Origin of the sequence: Acinetobacter sp. XH1741 (assembly GCF_041021895.1) — a bacterium.
Taxonomy (GTDB): domain Bacteria; phylum Pseudomonadota; class Gammaproteobacteria; order Pseudomonadales; family Moraxellaceae; genus Acinetobacter.
In genome coordinates this window covers 3,015,779-3,033,485 of sequence record NZ_CP157428.1, presented here as the reverse complement: position 1 = coordinate 3,033,485, position 17,707 = coordinate 3,015,779, and the positions used below count along the sequence as shown (strand labels likewise).

Below are 17,707 nucleotides of genomic sequence, written 5' to 3'. Positions count from 1 at the left end.
ACATAAATGGAACACGTTGCAAAACTAGTGATTCGTGATTTACACAAAACATTTGGCGATCATGAAGTACTTAAAGGGATATCACTTGATGCAAATGCTGGGGATGTAATTAGTATTATCGGTTCATCTGGTTCAGGTAAAAGTACCTTGCTGCGTTGTATTAACTTTTTAGAGCAACCGAGCAATGGCAGTATTAAGCTTAATGGTGAAAAACTACGCACAGTCTTTGATAAAAAAGGCAATTTAAAAGTGGTTGATCCAAAGCAACTACAAAAAATGCGTACTCAACTGATGATGGTGTTTCAGCATTTTAATTTATGGTCACATATGACAGTGCTAGAAAATGTCATTGAAGGGCCAATTCATGTACTTGGGGTAAAACGTGCTGAGGCAGAAGAGTGCGCAAGGAAATATCTGCGTAAAGTTGGGTTACCTGAGAGCGTTGAAAGTAAATACCCAGCATTTTTATCTGGTGGTCAGCAACAACGTGTAGCAATTGCTCGTGCTTTGGCGATGGAACCGGAAGTGATGTTGTTTGATGAACCAACCAGTGCGCTTGATCCAGAGTTGGTGGGTGAAGTCCTAAAAGTAATGCAAGGCTTGGCTGAAGAAGGGCGAACCATGATTGTGGTCACACATGAAATGGGCTTTGCACGTCATGTGTCTAATCAAGTGATTTTCTTGCATCAAGGGAAAATTGAGGAGCAGGGTCATCCTGATGAAGTACTTAACAACCCGAAAAGTGAACGTTTAAAGCAATTTCTAACGGGCAGTTTAAAATAAGCTGTTCATACCGAGTAAGGTGAAATTTTCAAAAAAGGACTTTCACCATACTCGGTTATTTTCTAGTTATATTTTATAGATGCGTATTTTTAGAAAACACATTAATAATGATAATGCCTGCAATCATAAATGTGAGACCAATACAGGCTGCCAAGTCTAAATGTTGCTTGTAAAATATCCAGCCAATTGCTGAAATTAAAATAATACCTGCACCTGACCAAATGGCATATGCAATCCCGATTGGTATCGTTTTGAGGGTGAGAGACAATAGATAAAAAGCAATTGCATAGCCTACTACCGTAACGATAGAAGGAATCGGAACAGTAAAACCTTGAGATGCTTTTAAGGCTGAAGTTGCAATAACTTCACAAGCAATCGCAATTGCTAAATAAAGATAAGACATGGGGAGCTGCGCCAGAATGAGTTTTAATCAATCTACATGAAATGTTGAAAAGGGGTGGCAGTTTTAACGTTTGTCTAATTTTTCTGGTACAAAAATACCAGTAAATCAAACTGAACTGATAAATTCATTTTATCACTAGCTATATCATCTAAGCCATTTATTCGTTTACTTAATAACTGATTAGCATAGTCATAATAAATAGAGGAGCTGATTTTAAATGAATTCTTTAAGCCTCCCTCATACATCAAGATAAAACCCGAGTAGGTAGAATCGCGATTATTTATATTGTTCGTATGATCGCTGTATAAAAGAGATATAAAAAAACCGAGGACTTTGCCTCGGTTTTTTTATTTAGAAAAACTTATTTTTCTACGAACGCACGTTCAATTACGTAGTCGCCCATTTCACCCATACGAGGTGATTCAACTAAACCGTGTTGGTCAAGTAATGCAGCAACGTCTTTTAAGAATGCTGGGCTACCGCAAAGCATGGCACGGTCAGTTTCACGGTTGAAGCGTGGTAAACCGATTTTTTCAAATAAAGCACCAGTTTCAATTGCAGTTGTTACACGGCCTTGAGTATGGAAAGGTTCACGAGTAACAGTAGGGTAGTAAACAAGCTTGTCTTTAATACCTAATTCTTCAAAGAATTCATGGTTTGGTAATTCATTCAGGATAAGGTCTTGATAAGCTAATTCAGAAATATAGCGTGTACCATGAACAACGATTACTTTTTCAAAGCGTTCGTAAGTTTCTGGGTCACGAATAATTGATAAGAATGGAGCAAGACCTGTACCAGAAGATAAAAGGTACAAGTTTTTACCCGGTAAAAGGTCATCATGAACTAAAGTACCTGTTGGTTTTTTAGAAATTAAAATTTCATCACCAACTTGTACTTTTTGTAAAATTGAAGTTAAAGGACCGTCTTGTACTTTAATTGAGAAGAACTCTAATTCTTCTTCATAGTTTGCACTTGCAATCGAATATGCACGCATTAACGGTTTGCCATTCACTTCAAGTCCGATCATTACGAACTGACCATTTTTAAAACGTAAGCTGGTGTCGCGTGTAGTTTTAAAACTGAAAAGAGTATCGTTCCAGTGGTGAACATGAGTAATGCGTTCGACGTTAAAAGCAGCCATTAAAGGTCTCGATCACGATTAAAAGAAAACAGATTGCTATTCTAATCTAATTTCATTCCCGATAAACTGAATATATTTAATTGTGTTTATAAGAAAAAGTGATGATCAATTCTATCACCCTCCCAGTGATCGGGCACATGTGCTCACCTTTTCGAGAGAAATTTGGTATTCCACGTCAGCCTAATCTGGTGAATGTCGAGTCTTATATCGAGATGCTAGAACCTTATAATGACTTATTGGCTTTTGAAGGAATTGAACAATTTACTCATCTTTGGCTTATCTGGCAGTTTCATGACAATAAAAATCAGGAAACGGCCGCTAAGTTTCGGCCTCAGGTGCGCCCACCTCGTTTAGGGGGGAATGAAAAAATTGGAGTATTTGCGACTCGTAGTATGTATCGTCCAGCCCCTGTGGGTTTATCAGTTGTAAATTTAAAGAAGGTTGAAAAAGTAGGAAAATCTTTAAGAGTTTATGTTTCAGGCAGCGATTTACTAAACGGCACACCAATTTTAGATATTAAACCTTACATTCAATATTCTGATGCAATTGTTAATGCACAAAGTGGTTATGCACAGGCTGAACCAGAACGAAAAACTGTTATATGGTCTGCAAATGCACTTAATGTTCAGCAAGGTTTTTTAAAACATAAAACCATTACTCCACAATATCTTGATGAATTAGAACAAGTATTGGCTTTAGACCCAAGACCTGCCTATCAAGAAGACCCTAAGCGAGTCTATAAAATGAAGTTTTCTAATTTTGATATTCATTTTAGAGTGAATGATAATGTAATTACAATTGTTGATATGGTAGAAGATACTTCGCTCATTTAAATGGGAAGTTTTAAAAACCCCTCTATATTCATCCATAGCAAGCTAATTAATATTGCCATATGAATAAGTTGGGCAGGTATAAACGCAAGGGCATAGCGCATTCCACCCGAAATCGCCGAGTTAATGCTCTTAGCAATCGCATGGACAGCAAAACCACCCATAAAAGCAATTAAGAGTGAAGTGTGTGCGTTATTTGGCTCACCTTGTACAATCACGGCTGCAATAGCTGCATGTATTTCAAATAAAGAGGCAAATAGAGTTCCGGCGATTAAGCCCGCATCTCCCAAATATAGGCTTAGGCCATAAACACTGACCTGAATGAGGGTGAGTGTTCCTGCAATAATAACTGCTTCTTTTAAGCTGAACATCCTTGAGTCGACTTCAGTTGAAGTTGTATTCGGTTCTGCTTTTCTTAATAAAATGAATGCCCATACGGCTAGAACTGTTAATGCAATCAGCGTTGGAAATAGAATGAATTTGAACCAAGCAAAACTGATCCCGATTACAATAATTAAGGTTTGAATAAGTGTAGAAACACATGACATCAATGCAGCGCCTGCATTTGTGGTGGCATTGGCACGACCAGAGCGTACTTCTAAACCTAGGCTTGCTATGGTCGCTGTACTGGAAACAAAACCAGAAGCTAAAGAAGAAAGTAGCAAAGCATTTTTAGAGGATAGCAGTCGCTTTGCAATATGTGCGAGCGCTTGTACAAATAAAATTAAAGTCAGTAGTTTTAAAATGACATGTGGGTTTAAAACAGGTCCCCAAAAGAGTTTATTGGGTACTAAGGGTAAGGCAATTAAAAGTAAGGCCAGTAAAAAAATCCCGTCACGTAATTCGGATTCGGTAATCCACTGACTGGCAATCCCATGCATGGACTGCTTTGCCAATAAAATAATGGTCATGATGACTGCTAGTCCCGCAGCCAGTGAAATATTCCAAATACAAAGTGCCCCTATGAAGTAAGTCATAATAAAGGCAAGTTCAGTGGTTACACCTGGGTCATTCGGCTGGTTTTTAAGAGAGACAATACTAATTGCCCCAATAAGCAAAGCGCCTACAATGCCAATTTCAGTTCCGAATAAGAAACAAATTGCGCCGAGTAGGGAACTAATTGCAAAAGAACGAAAACCTGCAAAAGTTTTATATTCGTGTTTGAGCTTGCTGCGTTCACGTTCCAAGCCAATTAACAATCCGCAGCCCAATGCAGCAGCAATAACAGTGATAAATTCTTCAAATGATGCAGTTTGTAATGACATTGTCATTGGAAGTTCCATATTACTTCCTCTTGGGTTTATTGTTATATGTGGATATAAATCAATTTGAAACCATGTATTACTTTTCAGTTTATGCTTTTTATTGTCTAGATCATAGTCTCTTTTTTAGTCAAACTAACTGAATAAATATCTTTATAAATATGATGTAGGACACAAAATAATTATAAGTTGAGAAGTGGTTTAATTGTTTGATGTTAAAAGGTATTTAAAAGCTGATTTTGTCGATTGCCACAAACCTCAAATCTAAAATATCTCTGCTATATTATAAAAATATATTGGGGATAACACATGAATGCACATGTAGAAATAGATACACATTGGTGTCTAGAACAATTATTACAAGAAGGCCGTATCACTGAGCGCGATAAATTACTGGTACAAACGACGAATAGACAAAAAGACCAGCTCAAGTGGCATCCATTACAGTGGATTGCTCATTTTAATTTAAAAGACCAACAGCACGTACAAGCGCATTTAAGTCTAAACCGTCTATGCCAATGGTTTGCCGATCGAGCAAAATTACCATTATTTGTGATTGATCCTTTAAAGGCAGATGTAAGTGCTTTAACTCAAGTCATGTCACAAGAGTTTGCGATCCGAAATCATATTTTAGCTGTAGAAGTTCATGCGGACCGAATTGTGATTGGAACAGATCAACCTTTTCGAACAGATTGGCTAAACAATCTCGAACGGAGCTTGGCACCCAAAAAAATTGAGCGGGTACTCCTTAATCCTGAACAGTTACAACGTTATTTACGAGAGTACTATCAAGTTAGCCGTGCAGTAAACTCAGCTCAGAAAGATGCAGCTCATGACCGTGATAACAAAGGTGTAGAAGCACTTTTACAACTGGGAGATAGCCAAAATCCAGATGCTAATGATCAGCATATTGTGAAATTGGTCGACTGGATTTTACAGTTTGCGTTTGAACAAAGCGCCAGTGACATTCATATGGAACCGCGCAAAGATAATGGCAAAGTTCGGTTCCGTATTGATGGCGTTTTACACACCATTTATAACATGCCTTCAAATACACTGACCGCCGTGATTTCTCGAATTAAAATTTTAGGGCGCTTAAATGTAGCGGAAAAGCGTAAGCCGCAAGACGGCCGATTAAAAACGCGTACACCTAAAGGACAAGAAACGGAACTCCGTTTATCTACCTTACCAACAGCGTTTGGTGAAAAATTGGTTATGCGTATTTTCGATCCAGATGTATTAGTACGTTCCTTTCAGCAATTGGGTTTTGACCAGTGTTTATTACAACAATGGCAGCGTATTACGCAAAATAGTCATGGCATTATTTTGGTGACTGGTCCAACGGGTTCTGGTAAAACCACCACGCTATATTCTTCTTTAAAGCAGCTTGCAACTGATCAGGTCAATGTCTGTACCATTGAAGACCCGATTGAAATGCTAGAGCCGAGTTTTAACCAAATGCAGGTTAATAATGCCATTGATCTGGGCTTTGCTGATGGCGTACGTGCGCTTATGCGTCAAGACCCAGACATTATTATGATTGGGGAAATTCGTGACCAAGATACTGCCAATATGGCCATTCAAGCTGCACTCACAGGTCACTTGGTGTTATCAACTTTACACACCAATGATGCGCCCTCTAGTTTGACCCGTTTACATGATTTAGGCGTGCAACCCTTTTTAACAGCAGCCACAATTTTAGGTGTATTGGCACAGCGCTTAGTACGACAACTGTGCCCGCACTGTAAGCAACAAACTCATATTAATGAGGATGAATGGCAACATCTAACATTTGACTACATTATGGAAATGCCAGAACAAGTTTATCAAGCAGTAGGGTGTGAACAGTGTCGACATACGGGATATAAAGGCCGAATTGGTATTTATGAGTTTATGCCAGTTAGTCTTGAGCTTAAGCATTTGATTGGTAGTCATGCGACATTAAATGAACTAAGACACCAAACTAAAAAAGAAAGTGTCGAGCCTTTGAGAATTGCTGGAGCGCATAAAGTGATTGAAGGGCTTACCACTTTAGAAGAGGTATTACGGGTAGTACCATTAAACTAAATTTTCTTAAGATTTATCTTTTTTTGGCCGCATTTAAATCATGCGGCTTTGCTTTTTTTATAAAGGCTTGGCAACATCAAATTAGGATATAACAGGAAAAATAGATGAGAATTTTGCTTGCAGAAGATGATCGCTCTCAAGCGGAAAGTATTCAATCTTGGTTAGAATTAGATGGTTATCAAGTCGATTGGGTTGAAAGAGGTGATTATGCACTTACTGCAATTGAGCAGCACGACTATGACTGTATTTTGCTTGATCGAGGTTTACCTCAACTAGCAGGTGAAAAAGTCTTAACAACGGTACGCTATAAACAAAAAAATGTACCAGTAATTTTTATTACAGCACGTGACAGCATTCATGACCGAGTAGAGGGACTGGATTTAGGTGCAAATGATTACTTGATTAAGCCTTTTAGTCTAGAAGAGTTATCTGCCCGAATTCGTGCTCAATTACGCAATCAAACTTTAAGTCAGCAATCGATTTTAACATGGGGCAATCTACACCTCGATACTCAAGCGAAAGTTGTATTATTTGCTGGAAACTCTATTGAGTTAACCGCAAAAGAGTTTCAAATCTTACGCAAGCTCATGGTTCATCCTGAACATATTATTACTCGTGATCAATTAGAAGAAGCACTCTACGCATGGGGTGATGAGATTGAAAGTAATGCAATAGAAGTCTTTATTTATCAACTTCGCAAAAAAATCGGAAGTAGCAGTATTAAAACCATACGGGGGTTAGGCTACCGTATGGGAGATTTAAAATGAAATCCAAGCGTTCCTCTTTGCAATCCCAATTAGTCAAAACCACGATGTGGAGCAGTATCGTGGTGGGGCTGCTCGCTTTAAGCTTACTCACCATATTTTCGATTTATCACAACATGTCTGTGCAAGATGAAATTATGGATGAAATTTCAGATACTTTGCTGGTTTCTGATCTCTCTAAACATTCTATGAAGCAGTTTGATCAGCTCAGTGATGAATTTGATATCCAGTATGAATTATTAAACTCAGGCCAAGTGCTAACCCATTCTCATACCTATCAGTATGAGCTTTTTAAACAAGGCAACTTATCAACAGGTTTTTCATACTTTTGGTTCGATGGCCAGTTATGGCGTAGTCTGGCCACACAACAAAAAGATTCAAAGCTACAAGTTGAAGTTTTTCAGCCAATGAGTACACGCATTGAAGAAGTGCTCAAAGCGCTCGCCGGATACAGTGGTCTTATGGTTTTATTCTGGCTTTTACAATGGGTTATTGTAAGTTGGCGCACAGAACAACAATTGGCTGCGCTAAATCTACTCTCTAAACGTATTGCTCAAAAAACTGCATCAAATTTAGAGCCTATTCAAGACCCAGACGTTATTACAGAGATTCAACCGGTCATAGATGCATTGAATCAGTTACTTGCAAGGCTGCAGCGGGCACTCGTTGCTGAACAACGCTTTACCGCAGATGCTTCACATGAGTTACGTTCGCCTTTATCTGCCATACAAATGCGTCTTCAAGTTTTGCAACGTAAATATCAGCATATTCCCGGGCTTGATCAGGACTTTGAACGGATACAAGAAGATGTTTCAAGAAGTACCAAAATTCTTGAAAATTTATTACTTCTTGCTCGCTTGGAGCCTAATGAGACTGAGCAGCCAGAACTCTTTAAGAGTGTGATTGATTTAAATCATATATTGGCCAGAGCAATTGAAACCGTAGATATTGATGCTCAATCCAAACAAATGGTGATTGAGACAAATATTTTGGCGAATGAAACCAAAATGTTTGCGAACGAAGAATTATTGTTCATTGCTTTTAGGAATTTATTTGATAACGCTATTCGCTATAGTCCTACGTTAGGATTTATTCATGTTGAACTTAGTCAAGACCAGCAACAACTGAAAGTTTCTATAGAAGACACAGGAAATGGGGTAGATGATGAGGTTTTAATGCGTCTAGGACAGCGTTTTTTTCGAGTATTAGGCACTCAGCAGCAAGGCTCAGGATTGGGGCTGTCGATTACTAAAAAAATTATTCAACTCCATGGTGGGGAACTGAAATTTATGCATGCAAGCCAAGGTGGTTTAAAAGTTGAAGTGACACTGCCTTTTAATCGTGAAATACAAAAATAGCATGGTTGCCCATGCTATCCATTTTTTGTTTTCCCACGAATATTATTGAAACGCGAGGCTCGTATTTATTTAGTTAAAATAAGACGGTTGTTGCGAGTAAGGCGTAAGCGGTATTCCTCGCCAGCATGCATAATTCGGATTTCACGACCTAATGCAAATAGGTTGTTAGAATGTAGCATTGGTAAGGTATGAGCTGAATCAGTGTTACGAGTAAATAAGCTAAAAGGTGCGTTCATTTGTTGTGCTCCGTGGTATATTCTTGAACGATTTAAATGATAATCATTATCGAATAGATCTGTCAATGAGATTTTAAAAATTTTATAAATTGATAAAATTTGCTTACACTTGTGAAAAACTTGAGTGAGTAGAAAAATGCCTAAACCGGTAGTCGATGTTGCAATAGCCATCTTAATTCATCGCGGAAAAATATTAGTCGGATGGCGTGGCGAACAGCAGCATCAAAGTGGAAAGCATGAATTTCCTGGTGGCAAAGTTGAGCAGGGTGAAATACCCGAAGAAGCATGTCGCCGTGAGATTTATGAAGAAGTCGGTATTGGTTTAAAAGAATGGCATCAATTTGATTATATTCACCATGAATATGATGACATTATTGTCAACCTTCATCTATTTCATAGCTATGTGCCAGATGAGTTATTAAATCTTATTCATCAACCTTGGACGTGGTACACACGTGAACAGCTACTTCACTTAAACTTCCCGAAAGCCAATAAAGACATCATAAAAAGATTGTATTGGCCACATTTTATTAAAATTAGTTCCACACTGACTTTAGCTGAAAATGATGAAACTTTATTGTATTGGCGAAGTGAAAAAGATAGTTTGGATCAGGCAGATCTAGAAAAATTAGCTCTTTTAAATACAGATCAGCTTTCAAAATTAATCATTAATGTTGATGTTTGGCAAAAGTTAAAACCAGATTTAAAAAATCATATAAAGACTGTTCATCTTAAACAGTCCCAATTAATGAGCTTGCATAAAGGTGATTTAGAGGTAGGAGTACGTTTTATTGCTGCTTGTCACGATGCGGTGTCTTTACAACATGCTCAGCAAATTGGTTGTGATGCCGTTTTTGTAAGTCCTGTCAAAGTAACAGAGACTCATCCAGAAGCAACCGCATTAGGATGGGAGCGCTTAGCCGATTTAATCGAGAAATGCCAGATTCCGGTATTTGCTTTAGGTGGAATGAGTCCTGATGATTTAGCCATAGCACAGCAACATGGTGCATATGGCTTAGCAGGTATTCGTAATTTTTAATGAAAAATAAAAGCATTAAAAGCTAGAGTGCTTTTAATGCTTGCTGTGCTTCTTGAACAGTTTTTGGATTATTACGTTGTTGACCAGCTTTTAAAATAGTGAGCCAAAGCTGTTTTTTCATCGCTTGACTCTGAGCAAAGCTTAAACCACGTCTTGCAAGAGACTCAGCATTAGAATATTGCTGTTTATGATTTGCACTGAGTGCAAGAAATAAATAAGTTTCAGCTGCTTGTGGTGCTAAACGCTGTGCTTGAAGCGCATAGCGTTCAGCTTCGGACCATTGCTGGTTTTTGTAGGCTTGCTCAGTTTTTTGCATTAAAGTTTTAAAAGCAGGTAATTGGCTTCCATCCTCATTAAAGCGTTGAGGCTTTTTCTGCTGGGGTACAATCACCTGTAAACTTTTTCGTTGAATGTCTGGATGATCATAAGGTGTAATTTTCACACCAGATGGCGTCTCAACATTCTTTTTTTCAGCAACAGGTGGTGTTTTCTCTTTTGGGGTTGAATGATCAGGTAAAGTAGTACAGCCGACCATAAGTACAGCACCAATATAAAAAACACCTTTCTTTAACATATCCTATTTCCTGTTAACGCTTAGTTGTTATAACTACCACTTGAAATTACGTGAGAGTTATTCGACAGATCTTGTTGCATCTGGTTTTCACTTTCACGAATATAGCTGTCGCTATTATCCGGCTGAGAAGCTGGTGCTGTGTTATCACTTTGTGGTGCGTATGTTGGGTCAACTTGATAATGAGGCGCTCCACATGCAGTAGCTCGGTGAGGAACAGTGTGCATTAGCATAGGAATATACATTGCCCCTTCACAACCTTGTGCCGATAAATCACCTGATGCACGGTCAATCCACTGCCACTGTACAGTGTCTGGCTGACGTAGATTTACTGGTGTTTGACGTAATTGTTTCATCACATTAATCCATACAGGTAATGCACCAGATGAACCTGTCAAACCAGTCACTTTGTTGTCATCCAAGCCTAACCACACAACAGCCACATGGTTACCAGAGTAACCTGCAAACCATGAATCACGTGTATCGTTAGTTGTACCTGATTTACCAGCCAATTTTAAAGCTGGAGACAAACTGCTGTATGCCGCACGCCCTGTACCTGAAGACATGACCTGTTGTAGACCATAGTTCATGATATAACCCACGGCTGGATCAATCGTTTGTTGAACATTCAGGCCATAACGATCAAGCAAACGACCATTGGCATCTACGACTGAACGAATCGCACGAGTTGGATATTTAAAGCCGCCTGTAGCAAAGTTTTCATAAATGCTAAGTACTTCCATTGGTGACATATTAACTGCACCAAGGAAAATAGAAGGGTAGGCAGGAATTGGTGAATCGACACCAAATTTTCTTAAGTTGTTGGTAAATGTAGACAGTCCAAACTCTTGACCTAAGCGTACTGCAGAAAGGTTATAAGAGTTTGCTAAGGCTTCACTTAAACTCACTACGCCATGTCCACCACCACTATAGTTTTTTGGTGTCCAGCTTTTGCCACCATCTACAGGGACACTAATTGGCGCATCTTCGATTTGGCTTGCCCAGTTATAACGTCCTGACTCCATTGCGCTTAAATAAATAACTGGTTTTAATAATGAACCAACTTGGCGTTTTGCATCTAAGGCACGGTTAAAACCGGTAAAGTCCTGAGTTGAGCCGACCGCTGCAATCAATTCACCATTTTCAGGATGAGCAATGAGAACAGCGCCTTGCAAGTTTTTCAGGCGAGCAGGGTTGCTTTGAGCAAGACGTTCTACAGATGCTTTAAATGCATCTTGAACTTGAGTTTGAGCAATTGGGTCCAAGGTCGTAAAAATACGTAATCCTTGATTTGTTAAATCACTTTCTTGATATTCAGTACGTAACTGACGGCGTACCAAATCTAAAAAGTCAGGGAATTTTGCAGGACCTAAGCTTGGTTTACTTAGAACATTTAGAGGGCGTGCAATTTCAGTTTCATATTCTGCTTGAGTTAAATAACCCATTACACGCATATTATTTAATACCGTATCACGGCGATTTTTTGCACCTTCAGGGTTTTTCCAAGGGTTATATAACGATGGTCCTTGTACTAATCCAACTAAATAGGCTTGTTGAGCAACACTCAATTCACGAAGTGGTAAACCAAAATAAAACTGTGACGCCAAGCCATAACCATTGATTGAATAGTTACCATTTTGGCCTAAATTTACTTCATTTAAATAAGCTTCTAAAATCTCATCTTTGCTGTAGTGCAACTCAATGAGTAAAGCCATGAGCGCTTCATTAATTTTACGTTTTAAAGTTCGTTCAGGTGTTAAATAGAAGTTTTTAACCAACTGCTGGGTCAAGGTTGAACCACCTTGGCGACGTCCACCAGTCACGTTACTTACTAATGCACGAGCAGTACCGCGAATTGAAATACCGTGATGGTGATAGAAGTTGCGGTCTTCTGTAGAAATCAAAGCTTCAATCAGTGGTTTAGGAACACTGTTGAGTTTGATGAGAACGCGGTCTTCATTATGCTGAGGATAAATCCCACCAATCAATAAGGGTTCTAAACGCGCAACACCAGTTGAAGAAGGTTTAGTTGTACGTACTTCCGTAACTTGGTCATTGGCAAAACTGAGTTCTAATACTTGTTCAGGTTCGACACTATCACCATAGTCGAAACCACGTGTATGTACATACATGTTGCTACCTTGAGCAACATAGGTTCCTGACTTGTCATAATTACTTGAAGTTTTGTAACCTAATAATTTTAATTCTTGGGTGAAATTTGCTTGCGTGATGGGTGCATTATTATAAATTTCCAAAGGCCGAGCAAATACCTTGGCAGGAATATCCCAGCGTTGTCCTTCAAATTTTTCACGGATAATATTATCTAAACGAATCAGATAGATACTAAGAGCAATAAAAGCACCAATGACCAAAATGGAAAAAATTAGTGCAAAGAAACCGATACCACGTTCAAACTTCATATAAATGAGATAAAACCCTAAACAATACGCTAATGATGCGATAGCTTGTCATCAATTTGCAATGATAAAACTGTGAATAAATGGAAAACTTAGATTGAATTTTACAGTATCTTGTTGTTATGTTTTTTTAAATTAATCTGGTTAATGTTATGATAGCGTAGAATCGCAGCGGAGCTTACTCATTCGTGCAAATTTCACATAAGTCCTTCAGAAACGTCGGGTTAATTGGTCGACCAGATAAAGCATCAGTTGTAGAAACACTCTGTTTAATTCATGACCATTTGCTAAGTTTAGGCCTAAACCCCATTTTTGATCAGGAAACTGCCGAATTAGTGCCCTATGATCATGCGCAAGTCGTCAGTCGCCATCTATTAGGTGAGGTTGCTGATCTGGTAATTGTAGTAGGGGGTGACGGTTCGTTACTTCATGCTGCCAGAGCTTTAGTACGTTATAATACACCTGTCATTGGTATTAACCGTGGTCGTTTAGGCTTTTTAACTGATATTAAGCCTTCAGAAGCCATTTTTAAGCTTGATCAGGTGTTACAAGGTCATTTCCAGCTTGACCGCCGTTTCTTGTTAGAAATGGAAGTACGTACCAATGGTGAAGTCATTTATGATGCGATTGCATTAAATGACGTTGTACTGCATTCGGGTAAGTCAGTACACATGATTGACTTCGAACTCAATATTGATGGTCAATATGTTTACCGTCAGCATAGTGATGGTTTAATTGTTTCGACGCCGACTGGATCGACTGCTTATGCATTATCGGGCGGTGGCCCAATTTTACATCCGAGTATGGATGCTATTGCATTAGTGCCTATGCACCCCCATACATTATCTTCTCGCCCAATTGTTGTGGGTGGGCAAAGTGAAATTAAAATCGTCATTCGCGAAAATCGTGTGTTACCGATGGTGAGCGCAGATGGTCAACACAGTGTCTCCCTCAATGTTGGCGATAGTTTGCACATCCGTAAACATCCATTTAAATTAAGTTTATTACACCCACCTGGTTATGATTTCTATATGGCTTGTCGTACCAAACTGGGTTGGAACCAAGATTTTGAGTCTTTTCAAAGAGATGAATCATGAATATTGAACAAATGCTATCTGTTTTAAACCCTGAAATTGTCGAGCGTTTAAAAACAGCAGTAGAAATTGGTAAATGGCCAAATGGCGTTGTTTTAACTAAAGAGCAGCGTGAGACTTGTATGCAAGCTGTGATTGCTTGGGAGTTAAAGAACTTACCAGAAGAACAGCGCAGTGGGTATATTGACCGTGGAACGAAAGAAGAGGGTGAAGAGTGTGATGATGATCATCACAAGCATGAACCTGAATTTAAACCGATTCGTTTTGTTTAATTTAGGAAGCTCAGTGATTACTGGGCTTTTTTTATGTTTATCAAAATATAATAAAGAATCATATGAAATGTTTAAAACCTGTTTGCGTGCTATTATTTCTCATAATGTTTAGTGGTGTTGCACTGGCCAAACAACCCATTGAATGTTTACTCAATGTGAAGGTTGTTGCGAGTCAGAAATACACTTCACCTCAAGCTAAATATACCAGTATAAAGAACGACGGTTATCCCATGTTATTGATTGGGATTCAGGTGCTGGAGTCGCAAACAATACGAAGCTCTCAAAAGATCAAAGCGCATCATTTATATTGTAAGACACTTATTGGTCAACAACGAGATGCTTATCTTTCGGGTTCCTACGATTCTAATAACATTACAATCAAAATAGGTGATCACTTGAAACTAAGAAATATTCATTCTTCAGGTCAGGAATATCCATTCTGGCCAGATTTTTATTATGTTGAGCCTTAAAACCAAGGCTATCCGATATAACCTTGGTCATTCGTATTTTAGAAACGACTATTCCACAACGCTTTGGCTTTATCCATTGCTTCTTCAAAACTAGCAACAACACCCATGGTATATAACGCAATACCCATGGTTTCTGTTACTGCCATTTCACCATATTCATGATGCTGCAGACCAAGCCAGACAGCTTTAAACGTTGCTAAGTCTAACTCTTCCTCAATTGGGCTACGTTCTGGTGTGAGCTTAGGTAACTCATGTTCATAGAGTTCACCATTTTTAATGCCGCAAATGAGTGTTTTGGCATCTGGATTGCGTTCAAACTCACCGCCTTCACCTTTAATGACAGCACTGTTTTGATAGCCTAAGCGAAGCGCACTATGCTGATGCGAGGTTCTATACGCGGGATGAAAAATTGCTTGTAAGGTGGCTTTAGCATTAAACGGGTTAATTAAACGAGCCAAAGTGTGAATAGGTGAGCGTAAGCCCATCACATTTCTTAAAGAAATTAAATCGCTTAAAACAGGTGAAATTACATCTAATGGTAAGTAAGCAAAGTTTTGTTCTGCCAATTGGGTGCGGACATCTTGTTCAGAATGACAAATGTGATAACCCAAATATTGTAAAACTTGTTCCGTATAAACTCGGTTAATCGTATGACCTGATGCACCATGCATAACGATTTTATAACCATGCTGAGCAAGTGTCAGGGCAGCCAGTAAAAACCATGGATAATGTTTACGTTTACCTGCATACGATGACCAGTCTAAGTCAACGTCTAAAGGCTGAAAGTTAAGCTGGTCTTTAGTCGCTTGAACAAAGCCTGCAAGTTCATCAATGGACTCTTCTTTAACACGAAGCAGCATTAAAAAGGCACCCAACTGAACGTCCAGAACTTCACCTTTTAAAATCATGGTAAAAGCTTGATAGGCTTCTTCATAGGTCAGTGAGCGAGAACCCGTTTTCCCCTTACCTAAAATACGGACATATTGAGCAAAGGGATGTTCAGCATCTTTATAGATATTACGTTTAGTATTCATGGCAATTCAAAACAGTAAAAATAAGGGGGTAGGCAGCTCAAAATGAAATGTCTACAAGTACTTATCAATATGACATAAAAAGCTGCTGAAAAAATATCAAAAGTGTTTCTCCTACTAAAGTCTTAAGGCTGCATGAGTGTTTTTTGTGCGTATTAGCCAAAAAATTAACCGAATCGTTATTTAATTCGAGTAAACTTTCATGTGCTTTTTTGAGCACTCATATCATAATTTTCTGTGATTCTCCTATATCTTCAGCTTTTTATTGAAAAAGTAAGAGGTTATTTCTAGCTACTCAAAGTGGTTGGAAACTTCAGGTATTCTCCTGTTTTAGAAAACAGCTTTTTGTTTTCATTGAGGTAGTAGGAAGGTTTTTTGTTCCCAAAAAACCATTTCCCTTTTGCGGTGTTTATGTGAAAGGTTAGGGCTGTGTATTCGTAAAGAATAGACGTTTCATTTTGATATTTCCAACGGACTTGGAAATATAGATTGAAGTAAAGTTATGGCTAAAAAACCGATTTATAAATCACTTTATTTTCAAGTGATTATTGCGATTATCGCGGGTGTTCTGGTAGGACATTTCTCGCCAAGTACCACGCAAATTGTTAATGGTGTCGAACACCATATTCCAGGTTTAGGTGAGCAACTCAAGCCATTAGGTGATGCTTTTATTCGTTTGATTAAAATGATCATCGCGCCTGTTATTTTCTGTACAGTGGTGAGTGGTATCGCTGGTATGGAAAGCATGAAGTCAGTTGGAAAAACTGGTGGCGTTGCGTTGTTATATTTTGAGATCGTTTCAACCATCGCACTTCTGATTGGCCTTGTGGTAATTAATATCGCAAAGCCAGGTGTAGGAATGAATATTGATCCTACAACCTTGGACACTTCAGGTATCCAAAAATACGTTACTTCAGGTGAGTCACAATCCACTATTGATTTCTTAATGCACATTATTCCTGACACGGTTGTGGGTGCATTTGCAAATGGTGAAATCTTACAAGTCCTTCTTTTTGCAATTCTCTTTGGTTTTGCACTGCACAAGTTAGGTGATGCAGGACGTCCAGTTTTAAAGTTAGTTGATCAAATTGCACATGTGTTCTTTAACATTGTGAATATGATCATGAAACTTGCACCACTTGGTGCATTCGGGGCAATGGCATTTACCATCGGTAAATATGGTGTGGGTTCACTGGTTCAGTTAGGTCAGCTCATCCTTTGTTTCTACATTACCTGTCTACTCTTTATTTTCTTGGTATTAGGAACGATCAGTCGTTTGAGTGGCTTTAGCATTCTTAAAATGGTACGTTTGATTCGTGAAGAACTCTTAATTGTACTTGGTACATCTTCTTCTGAGTCAGTGCTACCACGTATGTTGCGTAAACTTGAGATTGCAGGCTGTGAAAAATCGGTTGTTGGTTTGGTTATCCCAACAGGTTATTCATTTAACCTTGATGGAACGTCAATCTATTTGACTATGGCTGCAATTTTTATTGCTCAAGCCACAAATACACAACTTGATATCCAGCATCAAATTACCTTGCTATTGGTACTTTTAATTTCGTCTAAAGGTGCAGCAGGTGTAACGGGTTCTGGCTTTATTGTTATGGCTGCAACGCTATCTGCTGTTGGTCATATTCCAGTTGCTGGTTTGGCATTGATTCTAGGTATTGACCGTTTCATGTCTGAAGCACGTGCTTTAACTAACCTTGTTGGTAACTCTCTAGCAACGATTGTTGTTGCTAAATGGGTTGGCGCTTTAGATAAAGATAAGTTAAATGAAGCGTTAAATAATCCAGAAGAAGTGGATAGAAAAATGCTTGAGCAGAAAAGTGTAACTGCTGAAGCATCTCACTAAAATAAATATTCATAAAAAAGGAAGCTTAAGCTTCCTTTTTTATTGGCTGACTGAAAAGTACAGTATTAATGAGCGGCTAAGCCATGACAGCTGTGAAAAAAATGATTAGCA

The 17,707-nt window shown here is 38.6% G+C and carries 17 protein-coding genes; 10 read left to right on the top strand and 7 right to left on the bottom strand.

The window, feature by feature from the left end:
- Positions 1–6 precede the first annotated feature (6 nt).
- On the top strand, positions 7–783 hold the full coding sequence (locus ABLB96_RS14485) for an ATP-binding cassette domain-containing protein (RefSeq protein WP_348896348.1): 777 nt from the start codon (positions 7–9) through the stop codon (positions 781–783).
- A 73-nt stretch (positions 784–856) separates the two neighbouring features.
- Here ABLB96_RS14485 and abeS read toward each other — a convergent pair whose 3' ends face one another.
- Positions 857–1,186, bottom strand: coding sequence for a multidrug efflux SMR transporter AbeS (gene abeS / locus ABLB96_RS14480; RefSeq protein WP_348896349.1), 330 nt, complete (start codon positions 1,184–1,186; stop codon positions 857–859).
- Between the two features lie 361 nt (positions 1,187–1,547).
- Positions 1,548–2,327 carry a ferredoxin--NADP reductase gene (locus ABLB96_RS14475; RefSeq protein ID WP_004791202.1) on the bottom strand — a complete coding sequence of 260 codons (780 nt, stop codon included), beginning with the start codon at positions 2,325–2,327 and terminating at the stop codon, positions 1,548–1,550.
- A gap of 101 nt (positions 2,328–2,428) precedes the next feature.
- Between ABLB96_RS14475 and tsaA the strand changes: the two genes are divergently transcribed.
- Positions 2,429–3,160 (top strand): tRNA (N6-threonylcarbamoyladenosine(37)-N6)-methyltransferase TrmO, encoded by a 732-nt coding sequence (gene tsaA, locus ABLB96_RS14470; RefSeq protein ID WP_348896350.1) that lies wholly within the window; start codon positions 2,429–2,431, stop codon positions 3,158–3,160.
- On the opposite strand, the gene ABLB96_RS14465 is transcribed toward tsaA, so the two are convergent.
- The gene (locus tag ABLB96_RS14465) at positions 3,157–4,440 is read right to left on the bottom strand and encodes a DUF4010 domain-containing protein (RefSeq protein WP_348896351.1); all 1,284 of its coding nucleotides are present in this window, start codon (positions 4,438–4,440) and stop codon (positions 3,157–3,159) included. The genes tsaA and ABLB96_RS14465 overlap by 4 nt on opposite strands.
- Positions 4,441–4,728: 288 nt before the next feature.
- On the opposite strand from ABLB96_RS14465, the gene ABLB96_RS14460 reads away from it, so the two are divergent.
- The 3 genes from ABLB96_RS14460 to ABLB96_RS14450 all read left to right on the top strand — a co-directional run bounded on the left by ABLB96_RS14460 (position 4,729) and on the right by ABLB96_RS14450 (position 8,608).
- On the top strand, positions 4,729–6,486 hold the full coding sequence (locus ABLB96_RS14460; protein WP_348896352.1) for an ATPase, T2SS/T4P/T4SS family: 1,758 nt from the start codon (positions 4,729–4,731) through the stop codon (positions 6,484–6,486).
- 104 nt (positions 6,487–6,590) lie between these two features.
- Entirely contained in the window at positions 6,591–7,253 is a 663-nt protein-coding gene (locus tag ABLB96_RS14455) for a response regulator transcription factor (RefSeq protein WP_348896353.1), read from the top strand.
- Positions 7,250–8,608 (top strand): ATP-binding protein, encoded by a 1,359-nt coding sequence (locus tag ABLB96_RS14450; protein WP_348896354.1) that lies wholly within the window; start codon positions 7,250–7,252, stop codon positions 8,606–8,608. Before ABLB96_RS14455 ends, ABLB96_RS14450 begins: the two co-directional genes overlap by 4 nt.
- A gap of 65 nt (positions 8,609–8,673) precedes the next feature.
- Here ABLB96_RS14450 and hemP read toward each other — a convergent pair whose 3' ends face one another.
- On the bottom strand, positions 8,674–8,844 hold the full coding sequence (gene hemP / locus ABLB96_RS14445; protein WP_000993416.1) for a hemin uptake protein HemP: 171 nt from the start codon (positions 8,842–8,844) through the stop codon (positions 8,674–8,676).
- Positions 8,845–8,980: 136 nt separating this feature from the next.
- Between hemP and ABLB96_RS14440 the strand changes: the two genes are divergently transcribed.
- Positions 8,981–9,883, top strand: coding sequence for a thiamine phosphate synthase (locus tag ABLB96_RS14440; protein ID WP_348896355.1), 903 nt, complete (start codon positions 8,981–8,983; stop codon positions 9,881–9,883).
- Positions 9,884–9,905: 22 nt separating this feature from the next.
- On the opposite strand, the gene ABLB96_RS14435 is transcribed toward ABLB96_RS14440, so the two are convergent.
- Together ABLB96_RS14435 and mrcB are read right to left on the bottom strand one after the other, a co-directional pair.
- Positions 9,906–10,457 carry a tetratricopeptide repeat protein gene (locus tag ABLB96_RS14435; RefSeq protein WP_348896356.1) on the bottom strand — a complete coding sequence of 184 codons (552 nt, stop codon included), beginning with the start codon at positions 10,455–10,457 and terminating at the stop codon, positions 9,906–9,908.
- Positions 10,458–10,477: 20 nt separating this feature from the next.
- Positions 10,478–12,874, bottom strand: coding sequence for a penicillin-binding protein 1B (mrcB, locus tag ABLB96_RS14430; protein WP_348896357.1), 2,397 nt, complete (start codon positions 12,872–12,874; stop codon positions 10,478–10,480).
- Positions 12,875–13,059: 185 nt separating this feature from the next.
- Here mrcB and ABLB96_RS14425 point away from each other — a divergent pair, with 185 nt between their 5' ends.
- The 3 genes from ABLB96_RS14425 (at position 13,060) to ABLB96_RS14415 (ending at position 14,707) form a co-directional block, all read left to right on the top strand.
- On the top strand, positions 13,060–13,968 hold the full coding sequence (locus ABLB96_RS14425; protein WP_348896358.1) for an NAD(+) kinase: 909 nt from the start codon (positions 13,060–13,062) through the stop codon (positions 13,966–13,968).
- On the top strand, positions 13,965–14,237 hold the full coding sequence (locus tag ABLB96_RS14420) for a YeaC family protein (protein ID WP_004643467.1): 273 nt from the start codon (positions 13,965–13,967) through the stop codon (positions 14,235–14,237). The genes ABLB96_RS14425 and ABLB96_RS14420 overlap by 4 nt, the downstream gene beginning before the upstream one ends.
- 62 nt (positions 14,238–14,299) lie before the next feature.
- Complete coding sequence (locus tag ABLB96_RS14415; protein ID WP_348896359.1) at positions 14,300–14,707, top strand: hypothetical protein; 408 nt, start codon at positions 14,300–14,302, stop codon at positions 14,705–14,707.
- A gap of 38 nt (positions 14,708–14,745) precedes the next feature.
- Here the strand turns inward: ABLB96_RS14415 and ABLB96_RS14410 are convergent, their stop codons facing one another.
- Positions 14,746–15,741: a glycosyl transferase family protein gene (locus tag ABLB96_RS14410; protein ID WP_348896360.1), complete on the bottom strand. Its 996-nt coding sequence runs from the start codon at positions 15,739–15,741 to the stop codon at positions 14,746–14,748.
- 499 nt (positions 15,742–16,240) lie between these two features.
- Between ABLB96_RS14410 and ABLB96_RS14405 the strand changes: the two genes are divergently transcribed.
- Positions 16,241–17,596 carry a dicarboxylate/amino acid:cation symporter gene (locus ABLB96_RS14405; protein ID WP_348896361.1) on the top strand — a complete coding sequence of 452 codons (1,356 nt, stop codon included), beginning with the start codon at positions 16,241–16,243 and terminating at the stop codon, positions 17,594–17,596.
- The last annotated feature ends 111 nt before the right edge of the window (positions 17,597–17,707 follow it).

Coding starts and splice junctions, on each gene's coding strand:
- ABLB96_RS14485 (WP_348896348.1), top strand. CDS start 7: ATGGAACACGTTGCAAAACTAGTGATTCGTGATTTACACAAAACATTT.
- abeS (WP_348896349.1), bottom strand. CDS start 1,186: ATGTCTTATCTTTATTTAGCAATTGCGATTGCTTGTGAAGTTATTGCA.
- ABLB96_RS14475 (WP_004791202.1), bottom strand. CDS start 2,327: ATGGCTGCTTTTAACGTCGAACGCATTACTCATGTTCACCACTGGAAC.
- tsaA (WP_348896350.1), top strand. CDS start 2,429: ATGATCAATTCTATCACCCTCCCAGTGATCGGGCACATGTGCTCACCT.
- ABLB96_RS14465 (WP_348896351.1), bottom strand. CDS start 4,440: ATGGAACTTCCAATGACAATGTCATTACAAACTGCATCATTTGAAGAA.
- ABLB96_RS14460 (WP_348896352.1), top strand. CDS start 4,729: ATGAATGCACATGTAGAAATAGATACACATTGGTGTCTAGAACAATTA.
- ABLB96_RS14455 (WP_348896353.1), top strand. CDS start 6,591: ATGAGAATTTTGCTTGCAGAAGATGATCGCTCTCAAGCGGAAAGTATT.
- ABLB96_RS14450 (WP_348896354.1), top strand. CDS start 7,250: ATGAAATCCAAGCGTTCCTCTTTGCAATCCCAATTAGTCAAAACCACG.
- hemP (WP_000993416.1), bottom strand. CDS start 8,844: ATGAACGCACCTTTTAGCTTATTTACTCGTAACACTGATTCAGCTCAT.
- ABLB96_RS14440 (WP_348896355.1), top strand. CDS start 8,981: ATGCCTAAACCGGTAGTCGATGTTGCAATAGCCATCTTAATTCATCGC.
- ABLB96_RS14435 (WP_348896356.1), bottom strand. CDS start 10,457: ATGTTAAAGAAAGGTGTTTTTTATATTGGTGCTGTACTTATGGTCGGC.
- mrcB (WP_348896357.1), bottom strand. CDS start 12,874: ATGAAGTTTGAACGTGGTATCGGTTTCTTTGCACTAATTTTTTCCATT.
- ABLB96_RS14420 (WP_004643467.1), top strand. CDS start 13,965: ATGAATATTGAACAAATGCTATCTGTTTTAAACCCTGAAATTGTCGAG.
- ABLB96_RS14415 (WP_348896359.1), top strand. CDS start 14,300: ATGAAATGTTTAAAACCTGTTTGCGTGCTATTATTTCTCATAATGTTT.
- ABLB96_RS14410 (WP_348896360.1), bottom strand. CDS start 15,741: ATGAATACTAAACGTAATATCTATAAAGATGCTGAACATCCCTTTGCT.
- ABLB96_RS14405 (WP_348896361.1), top strand. CDS start 16,241: ATGGCTAAAAAACCGATTTATAAATCACTTTATTTTCAAGTGATTATT.